At 71.7% G+C, this 9,791-nt stretch carries 6 protein-coding genes and 1 pseudogene; 6 read left to right on the forward strand and 1 reads right to left on the reverse strand.

What is annotated here, in order from left to right:
• The first annotated feature begins 364 nt into the window (after positions 1–364).
• The 6 genes from ACIBBB_RS35460 to ACIBBB_RS35485 all read left to right on the forward strand — a co-directional run bounded on the left by ACIBBB_RS35460 (position 365) and on the right by ACIBBB_RS35485 (position 9,324).
• The gene (locus tag ACIBBB_RS35460; protein WP_398989462.1) at positions 365–1,750 is read left to right on the forward strand and encodes an FAD-dependent oxidoreductase; all 1,386 of its coding nucleotides are present in this window, start codon (positions 365–367) and stop codon (positions 1,748–1,750) included.
• Between the two features lie 43 nt (positions 1,751–1,793).
• Complete coding sequence (locus ACIBBB_RS35465; protein WP_398989464.1) at positions 1,794–2,834, forward strand: prenyltransferase; 1,041 nt, start codon at positions 1,794–1,796, stop codon at positions 2,832–2,834.
• Positions 2,835–2,888: 54 nt separating this feature from the next.
• Entirely contained in the window at positions 2,889–4,514 is a 1,626-nt protein-coding gene (locus ACIBBB_RS35470) for a class I adenylate-forming enzyme family protein (protein WP_398989466.1), read from the forward strand.
• A gap of 126 nt (positions 4,515–4,640) precedes the next feature.
• Positions 4,641–6,023 carry a protoporphyrinogen/coproporphyrinogen oxidase gene (locus ACIBBB_RS35475; RefSeq protein WP_398989468.1) on the forward strand — a complete coding sequence of 461 codons (1,383 nt, stop codon included), beginning with the start codon at positions 4,641–4,643 and terminating at the stop codon, positions 6,021–6,023.
• Between the two features lie 225 nt (positions 6,024–6,248).
• A complete protein-coding gene (locus tag ACIBBB_RS35480) occupies positions 6,249–8,885 on the forward strand; it encodes an ATP-binding protein (protein ID WP_398989470.1) in 2,637 nt (878 codons plus the stop codon).
• A gap of 100 nt (positions 8,886–8,985) precedes the next feature.
• Positions 8,986–9,324 carry a YciI family protein gene (locus ACIBBB_RS35485; RefSeq protein ID WP_398989472.1) on the forward strand — a complete coding sequence of 113 codons (339 nt, stop codon included), beginning with the start codon at positions 8,986–8,988 and terminating at the stop codon, positions 9,322–9,324.
• Positions 9,325–9,674: 350 nt separating this feature from the next.
• On the opposite strand, the pseudogene ACIBBB_RS35490 reads toward ACIBBB_RS35485, so the two are convergent.
• Positions 9,675–9,791, reverse strand: a pseudogene (locus ACIBBB_RS35490) (4-hydroxy-3-methylbut-2-en-1-yl diphosphate synthase); the annotation flags it as partial.

Below are 9,791 nucleotides of genomic sequence, written 5' to 3' on the forward strand. Positions count from 1 at the left end.
ACCTTTCGAGGGGGAACACCGTTTCGGGGCCGGCGTGTCGATCCCGTTCACACGAGCGAGGACGGAAGGTGTGGTGCGGGTGCCCTCCGCGTAAGAGCGCGAGCCCACCGGCAGTGACAACTCGACTTCCTCCGGGGGCGGTTGAGCATCCGGTCGTGCGGCAGGTCGGCTCGCTGACGGGTCGTCGGGCGGCATGCTCCCCGACTACGGTCCCGCAACGCGCGAATGCGCACAATGACAGGTGTGTGCGGGTCATTTCCCGCATGACTGCTATATCCAACTGCCGCTTCACCCTCCTAAATTGCGGCGACAACAGGCGACAACCGTCGAGGTCGATCCGAGACAATCCCTGGAGGGAAAGCGAATGAGCCAGCGTGAGAGGACCGCTGTCATCGGCGGAGGTATGGCCGGCTGCGCCGCCGCCAAAGAGTTGATCAAGGCAGGGCGCGAGGTTGTCATTTTCGAGGCGGCCGGCGGGCTCGGTGGCCGGGCCCGTTCGTGGCACCGTTCGGAGATCGAGCCCTCCGTCGGCATCAACCTCTGGTTCACCAGCTTCTACAAGCTGATGTTCGAGCGGATTCACGAGTACGGGCTGGAGGACCAGCTCGTGGAGATGTCCAACAACGTCATCGTCGTGGACAACGGACAGCCCGCCGAGCTTCTCTCCGACTCGCTGCGCAGCCTCCTCACGTACAAGCACGTCGGCCTCCGGGACCGGATCGGCTTCCTGGCCGGCACGATGAAGGAGACGCGTCTGCGCAAGCGGCTCGACATCTTCGACCCGGTCAAGCTCGCGCCGTTCGACGACGGGACGACCGCGGCGGAGTACGCCCGCAAGAGCCTGTCGCAGCGCGGCTTCGACAATCTGCTGCGGCCGGAGATCGAGTCGTTCTGGCTGTGGCGCTGCGAGGACGTGTCCGCCGCGCACGTACGGGCGATGCAGGCGCAGGTCGTCGGCGCGAAGTTCTACGTGTTCCGCAACGGCATGGAGGTCATCGCGGAACGCAACGCCGAGGGCGCCGACATCCGGCTCGAACACGAGGTCACCGACCTCCAGGTGACGGGCGGCCGGGTGCACATCACGGCGCGGTCCGCTGACGGCGAGAGCCACGCCGAGATCTTCGACGACGTCGTGGTCGCTACGACCGCGCCGGTCGCCGCCAAGCTGACGGCCGCGCTGCCGAACGACCTCGTGGGGCGCGACACCCGCGAGTTCCTGGAGACCCAGGTGTACGAGCCCGCGCTGTCGGTCTCGTACCTGGTCGACTTCAGCAGCATGCCGTCCGAGGCGCACATCGTGGCGGCGGGCGCGGACGATCCGCCGGTGAAGACGATCATCACCTTCCCGCGCAAGGTCAAGGACGCGCGGGGGCGTTCGGTCGACAAGCACCTGGCGTTCGTCTATCCGGGCCGGGCGGAGACGCGGCGACTGCTCGCGATGTCGCCGCAGGAGCAGTACGCGGAGACGACGCGGCTGGTCACGAAGTTGTGGCCGGACTTCCCGGCGGACGCGGAGCCGTTCGAGATCGCGGTCCGCCCGCACGCGATGCCGCTGCCCGCGCCGGGCCGCTACCGCATGTCGGCGCGCGTCATCGGCCTCCAGCACGCGCCGGTGGTCTTCGCGGGCGACTACTTCACCGCCCCGATCTCGGAAGCGGCGATGCTCTCGGGCATCCGGGCGGCGGAGAAGCTGACGACGGCACGAAGGCCGGCGCCGACGTCGGCGCGGACGACAGCGACGGCGGGCTGAGGCCGGACGGCGGAGGGGAGCGGGAGAGGGAGGGGGAGAAGCGATGGATGCGTTCACGCCTGTGGACGCGGGGCGTGGGGCCTCGCGGCCGGGCGACGGGGCGCCGGCCTCCGGCGGGGCTACGGCCTCCCGTACGGCCGCGCCCCCTGCCCCCGGCGCCCGAGTCCGGCTCGTCGCGTACGCGCGGCTTGCCAAGTTTGAGTTCGTTCTCGATTACTACCTCAGCGTGCTCGTCCTCTGGACCGCCCTCGCCGGCGGAGCGCGGCTCGCCCCCGACACGCTCACCACACTGCTCCTCTTCCTCCTGGGCGAGATCGGGGTCATCTCCGCCGTCATGGCCCTCGACGACGTCAACGGGATCAAGGACGGCAGCGACCGCGCCAACTACCTCGGCACCGGGGGCACTCCCCTTCGGCCCCTCGCGCGCAAACCCCTTCTCACCGGGGCGCTCAGCGTCCCGCAGGCCACCCGGTTCGGGTATCTGAGTCTGGTCTGGGGGGCCGTCCTCTGGACCGCGTCCGCCGTCGCCGCCCCCGAGCGGCCCTTGTGGGCGCTCGTCGTCACCGGACTGGTGCTGTTCGCCGGGTTCCAGTACTCCTGGGGGCTCAAGCTCAGCTACCGCGGACTCGGTGAAGTGCTCATCATGGGCTGCCCGTTGGTCATCGTCGTCGCGCCGTACGGCTTTGTGACCGGGCATCTGCCCGCCCTCGTGCTCGTGCAGGCGGTGCTGTTCGGGCTCTGGCAGATTCTTGTCTCCTGCTACTCCAACACCAAGGACATCAGCGGTGACGCGGCTGTCGGCCGCAGCACCGTCGCCGTGCACGCGTCCGCGCGCGGCAATCTGCTCTTCATCGGCGCGCTCTCCGCCGTCGACCTGCTGCTGACCGTCGGAGCGTCGGCCGCCGGCTGGGCACCGTGGTGGTTCTTCGCCGCCCTGCTGCCCGAAATGGCGCTGCGGCTGCGCCAGTTCACCTCCTTCGGCCGCGACGGCGACGCACTGCTGGCACGCAGGCGAGGAGTGGTGGCTTTCCGGACGGGCGTCGCCGGGATCGTCCTGGCCAACCTCATCCACTTCGCGAGCTGAGGGGCGACGGCCGCGGCCCGAGCCGGCGGCCCGAACTCCGGACAGGACACACACATGGGAAACAGGAACAAACCGACCGGACTCGGCCTGCTCTTCGACGAACACGCGCTCGCGGGCCGCAGCACCGCCTTCCATCTCAGCCGTCCCTTCGACATCGCCCCCGGCGCCGGCACCGACTTCAGCGTGGCCGGTCTGGCCGAGCTGGTCCAGGAGACCTCCGGACTGCTGTACGAGGCGGGGGCGCGGGCCGGCGACCGGGTCGCCATCGCCAAGGACAACCACTGGGACTATCTGATCCTCGCCTGCGCGACCGCGCGCTTCGGCGGCCTCCCCGTGCTGGTCGCGGGCAGTCTCCCGGCGCAGACGCTGGGCACCGTACTCAAGCGCGCCGACGCGCAGTTGCTCGTCACCACCGCCGACATCCTCGGCCGCGCGGCCGAGCGGGGCGTGGACCTGAAGTCCCTCGTCCCGCGCACGGTCACCGTCGGCACCGCGCAGCCCGGCACGCCCGGCACACCGCCCGGCACCGTCGCGCTGGACGATCTGCGCGGGGCGCGTACCCCGGGCGCGTACCGTACGGCCGGCTACGAGCCGATGGTCGCCACCCACACCTCCGGCACCACCGGCGTCCCGAAGCTCGTCGTGCACTCCGTCGACACCGTGCTCGGCCACCTCGGCCGCACCGAGTCGCTGCGCTTCCCGATCGTGGCCATGAAGCGCTCCGACACGGTGGCCACCGCCACCCCCTTCAACCACATGCGGATGATCACCTGGAGCACCGGCACGCTGAGGCTGGAGCCGAAGGACGCGATGCTGCTCGCCGACGCGAGTCCGGCCACCGCGGAACGGATGTTCGCGCGGCGGCGGCCCACATATCTGGAGGCGCTGCCCGCCACATACATCGGCTGGCAGGAACTGGCCGAAAAGCGGCCGGAGTTGTACGGGCACGTACGGCTCTACGTAAGCACCTTCGACGCCATCCACCCGCCCACCGTCCGCCGCTTCCTGCACGCCAGCAAGCGGCGCTTCCCGGCCTGGCTCCAGGGCTGGGGCCAGTCGGAGACCGGCCCCATGACCTTCCGGCTGCTCACCCGCAGGGCGCTCGCCGCCAAGGGCGACCGGCACCCCACGACGCGCGACGTGGGCCGCCCCATCCCCGGCTTCACCGGGATGAAGGTGGTGGACCCGGCGACGATGAAGCCGGTCCCCAACGGCCGGCCCGGCGTGCTGCTCACCCGCACCGACGGGCGCTGCATCGGCTACCTCGGCGAGCAGCGGCGCTGGCAGGACAAGGCGCGCGGCAAGTGGTGGAACACCGGCGACTACGGCGTACGCACCGCCGCGGGCGCCTTCCGCCTGCTGGACCGTGAGGTGGACGTGATCCCCGGAATGAGCTGCATCGAGCTGGAGGACGTACTGGCCGACCGGCTGCCGCAGCTGCTGGAGGCCGCCGTGATCGGCATCCCGGGGCAGCTCCCGCTGCCGGTGGTCTGCACCCGGGACGGCTCGCTGGACGAGACGGAGTGGGCGCGCGCGACGGCGGACCTGCCGGCGCTCGGGGCGCCGCGCGTGCTGCCGCCGGCGGAGATCCCGCGTACGAGTACGGGCAAGGTGCGCCGGGTCGAGCTGCGCGAGCGGCTGCTGGGCGAGGAGACGTACGGCACCGGGCGCTGGACGTAGCGCGCCCACGCCCAGCAGGCACCCGGCCGGCGCCCCCCCTGGGCCGGTCCCGGCCCAGGGGCCCCGCCCGCTGCGCACAGGAGCCGCGGTGTCCGGACCAGAGCGTCGAGAGAGGAGTGCACCAGCATGAGAGAGACGAGCACGCACGTCGATGTGGCCGTCGTCGGTGGCGGGATCGCCGGACTCACCGCCGCGTACCGGCTGAAGGAAGCCGGCCGGGCGCCCGAGGTCTTCGAGGCCGACAGCGACATCGGCGGCCGGATGCGGGCGCACAAGGAGGACGGCTGGCTGGTCGAGAAGGGCACCGAGACCCTCGCCTCGCACGGCTACCCGGCCACCTGGCGGCTGATCAAGGACGTCGGCCTCGACCGGGACGGCGGGGTGCTCAAGGTCGGCAGCCTCGCCGGTGTCTGGCGGAACGGCAAGGCGCACGCGGGCAGCGGGCACTGGGTGGGCACCCTCACCGGCGCCGGGCTGTCTCTCGGCGGCCGGGCCGCCATGACCGGGATGCTGGGCGGGCTGCTGCCCTCGCTCGGCAAGGTCGGCACGCGGCGGCCGGGGGAGAGCCCGCTGGGGCTGCGTACGGTCGCCGAGTTCGTCGACGGCAAACACCCGGACCTGCACGACTATCTGCTCCAGCCGGCGGCCGGCACCGGCTGGGCCTGGGACACCCGGCGGTCGTGCGTCGCGCCACTGGTCGCCACGATGGTCGCCACCCGCGGGCTGCACGGCTGGCGCACGTACCGGGACGGGATGGACGCCCTCGCCCGGAAGGTCGCGGAAGGGCTGACCGTACACACCGGCAGAGCTGTCCAGGAGGTCACCGAGATCCAGGACGGCGGCGTACGGCTGGTCTTCACCGACGGCGCGGTGGTGACGGCTCGTGAGGCCGTACTCGCGGTGCCCGCGCCGGTGGCCGGAAAGCTCTACCCGTCGGCGCCCGCCGGTGAACTCCCCTTCCTGTACGCCACGTCGTACTCCCGGATGATCCGCGTGACCTGCCTGGTCGACCGTCCCCTGGCGGTCCGTCAGTCGCGCGGAACGAAGAAGGTCTACGCGCTGCTCATCCCGGAGAAGGAGGACGGATATCTGGCCGGCCTGACCTTCGAGCACTTCAAGGCCGCCAACCGGGCGCCGCGCGGAAAGGGACTGGTCAGCATGTTGACGGCGGCCCGCGCCACCGACGAGCTGATGGACCGGCCCGACGAGGAGGTCGTCGAGACGCTGCTGGGGCGTGCCACCAGGTACGTACCCGAGTTGCGTACGGCGCTGCGCGGGGCGCACGTGCACCGCTTCCCGTACGCCGCCCCCGAGGCGACCCCGGACGCCCTGCGACTCCAGGGCGCCTTCCTGGACCGGTCCACGCGGGCGGTCGAGTTCGCGGGGGACTGGGTCTTCCAGCGCCCGACGAGCGAAGCCGCCGTGCAGGCGGGGGAGTTGGCCGCGGAGCGGATCCTGTCGCGTCGGCCGCGCTCGGCCAGGCACGTACACGAGAACGCCCGCACGTAGGCGCCATCCGCCACAGGGCCGCCCACTCGCCGATCACTCGGCGGGCCGGGCGGCCTTTCGCGTGCTCGGAGCCGGTGGGCGGGGCGCCGGGGTATCCGTCCGATGACCCGTCAGTGAGCGTGCGCTGAACCATCCTTGACCGCTCGTTGGACGGGGCCTGTGAGATTTCCGGGGGAGAGAAGTAACGAGTCAGTCGTGCGAACAAGATGAGCCACGGGGGCTGGAATGCGCGCCCAGAGCAACGAAGGAACAGAAGGAACCGCAGGAACCGCAGAAACCGCAGGAACCGAAGGAAAGATCCGGATCGTCGAGACCACGCGGCCGGGCGGAGATCCCGCGGGGCCCGTCGCCCGCCCCACCACCACCCAGCCGATCAGCCGGCCCGCGCCCCGGGCCACCACCCACCAGCGGGCGCGCTACGCGCTCACCTCGCGGGTCGGCAGGGACGCGGAGCTGGCCGACCTGAAGGCCCGCGCCGCCGCGCCGAACGGGCAGATACTCACGCTCACCGGCCCGGTGGGCGTGGGCAAGAGCCGACTGGCCGACGCGCTTTTCGACCAGATCTCCGGCGTCTTCGCCGACGGCGGGCGCTACGTGGAGCTGGACACCCTCCAGCCGGCGGCCGACGACCCGGACGGCGGGCTCGCCCGCGCGGTCGCGGAGGCGCTCGGTCTGACGCCGGGGCCGGCCCCCGCCCGTACTCCGGCGGACGACGTCTACGCCTACGCCGACGCGGACACCGTCCCGGACGCGGACACCGCCCCGGACGCCGATGGCGTGAACTCACCGCTCGATCTGCTGCGCGAGTACCTCCGCGGACGGGACTTCCTGCTCGTACTCGACTGCGGCAACCGCCCGCCGCACGGTATCCGCGCGCTGTGGGAGGCGGTCGCGGCGGCGGCCCGGCGGCTCTGCCTGCTGACCGTCGGCACGCAGGTGCTCGGGATGTACGGGGAGCACCGGGTCCCGCTCGTCCCGCTGGCGGTGCCGACGGCGCACGACACGGCCGATCTGGGCCGCCTCGGGCAGGTCGACTCCGTACGGCTCCTGGTGGACCGTACGAAGGCGGTACGACCCGGATTCCGGCTCACGCAGGAGAACCGTGAGACCGTCGCCAGGCTCTGTCAGATGCTCGACGGGCTGCCGCTCTCGATCGAACTGGCCGCGGCGCGGCTGAAGGTGAGTTCGCCGCGTGCCCTGCTGGACGAGCTGAGCCGCTCGCCCGGCACGCTGACGGACCCGAGCGCGGGAGCCGGCCCCGGCACCGAAGCGGCGGAAGGCGGCCCGGCCGCCGGGGTGGACACCCTGGGGCTCCCGCCGGCCTCCGTCGAACTCCTCGTACGGCTCGGGGTGTTCACCGAGAGCTTCGGTGTCGCCGAGGCCGCCGGAGTCTTCGAACTCCCGCTGGACATCACCCGGCAGGCGCTGGAGGAGATGGTCGACCACAGCGCTCTGCTGACCGAGGAGCAGCGGGACGGCAGCATCCGTTTCTGGATGCTGCGCGGGTCCCGGGCGCGGGCGCTGGAACACCTCAGGCGGCGGGGCGCGCTGGGGCCGGTCCGGGCGGACCACGCCGTCTTCTTCATGCGCCAACTGCACAGCATCCGAAGGCAGTTGGAGGGGCCTGGGCAGACCGTGGCGCTGGAGCAGTTCGACCACTGGCACCAAGAGGTGCTGGCCGCGCTGGAGTTCCTGGCCGAGGCGGGCAACGGCGAGGCGGTCGCGACACTGGCAGCCGCTTCCCAGCCGTACTGGCTGCTGCGCGGCGAGGTGGAGAGCGCCACGTACTGGCTGTCCGGCGCGGTGGACCTCGGCATCGAGCGCTGTCGCGTACGGCTCGCCGCACTGGAAGCACTCGGTGAGGCACTGCTCCTGACGGACGACCCGGCCGCCGCCAAGCCCTGGCTGGACGAGTGCCTGGCGGTGTACACCGAACTGGCCGACGTCCCCGGGACCGCGACCGTGCGCCAGCACCTGGCCAGGCTCGCCCAGATCGAACGGAACCTGCCCGCTGCCGAGAACCTGCTGACGCTGGTGCTCGCGGACCTCGACCCGCGGGGCGGCGGCCAGTGGTCCAGGGGGGCGGTCCTGGCCCGTCTGGCGGAGGTGCGCAGGGACCGGGGCGACACGGCGTCGGCGGCGCGGCACGCGACAGAGGCGGTACGGCTCTTCGAGGGGGCCGAGGACGCCCGCTCGGCGGCCCGTGTCAAGCTCACTCTCGCGGGCCTGACGGGAGCGCAGGGCGACTACGACCGTGCCGAACAACTGGCGTGCCGGGCGTTGCTGTTGCTGCACGACCGGGGCGATCTGCCGGAGGTGGCACGGGGCTTGACGGTGCTGGCCGAGATCCTCACCCACAAGTACGGGCGCACGGCGGCCGTGTGGGAGCGGGCGGCGCGCCTGCTCGGCGCGGCGGACGCGCTCCGCCGCCGGGTCGGCGACACCCTGGTGGGCCAGCCCGGGGCCGTCAGCGGCGCGCTCGTCGGCCAGGTCACCGAACGGATGGGCCGCAGCGCCTTCGACACGGCCTGGCAGCAGGGCGGCCGGTGCACCCCGGACGAGGCGGTCGCACTGGCCCTCGCGCTGATCGAACCGGCCGAACACCAACCGCACCCAAGGGACCTCGTCGGCTCCCTGACCCGCCGCGAACACGAGGTGGCGATGCTGGTCACGGAGGGTCTGACCAACCGGGAGGTGGCACGCAGGCTGGGCATCGCGGAGTGGACGGCGGTGAATCACATGCGCAAGGTGATGCAGAAACTGGGCTGCACGTCCCGCGTCCAGGTGGCGGGCCGCATGCTGCGACCCCTGGACCAGGGCGCGGACACGGCGGGTGCGGCGGGGGGCGTGATGAGCCGTTAGGTCCTGTCGCGGAAGCCGGGGGAAGTGTCGGTCCTGGAGGGAGGCGTTCGTCGTAGGGTGAGAGGCGGCCGAAGGAGGCCGACGGCCAAGGGAGCCAAGTATGACGCGGTACCTGATCTCGTTCGACGACGGCGCGATGAACTTCCCCGAGGAGGAGTTGCCCGAGGTGGCCAAGGCCTCGCACGAGGTGGTGCGGGAGGCTCAGGACGCCGGTGTGTGGGTCTTCGGCGGTGGGCTGGAAAGGCAGCGGGCGAGCGTCGTGGCCACCGACGGGACCGTCACCGACGGCCCTTTCCCGGAGACCAAGGCGGTCCTCGGCGGGTTCTCGATCATCGATGTGCCCTCACGTGAGGACGCGCTGGAGTGGGCTGCCAAGATCGCTGCCGCGTGCCGCTGTGGGCAAGAGGTCCGGGAGATCATGCCCGACAACCCCGCCTGATCGAAGACGACCCGCCGCGGCGGGGGCCTGGTTCGGAAGTGGCTTCTGATTGCGGGCCCTGACCTGGATCAGGCAGCGCTGACCCGTTCCGAAACAGGCCCCGGTCACGATGCTCGTCGCCTCGCGCGCCCGACGATCGAGCCGGCAGGTCGCCGGTGCCAACGGAGGTCGGTGCTTCGATCGCCGACGCGATCTCGACGGCTACGGCCGCCGGCACATGCCGTCGGGCAAGCTCGATCAGGGCGAGCCCATCAGCGCCGGGGCAGCCCGGGAGTGAGCTGTGCCACTGTCGATCCCCTCGATCGCCGGCCGGGCCGCGTGTGCGGCCCGGCCGGCGATCGAGGACACGTTCAGGCTCCCGCCACGACCAGCGGCTCGCCGGAGGGGACGCCGTCCCGTTCCATCTCCTCGGCGATCTTCATGGCCTCTTCGATGAGGGTCTCGACGATCTTCGACTCGGGCACCGT

The organism is Streptomyces sp. NPDC051217 (assembly GCF_044455465.1).
Lineage (GTDB): Bacteria > Actinomycetota > Actinomycetes > Streptomycetales > Streptomycetaceae > Streptomyces.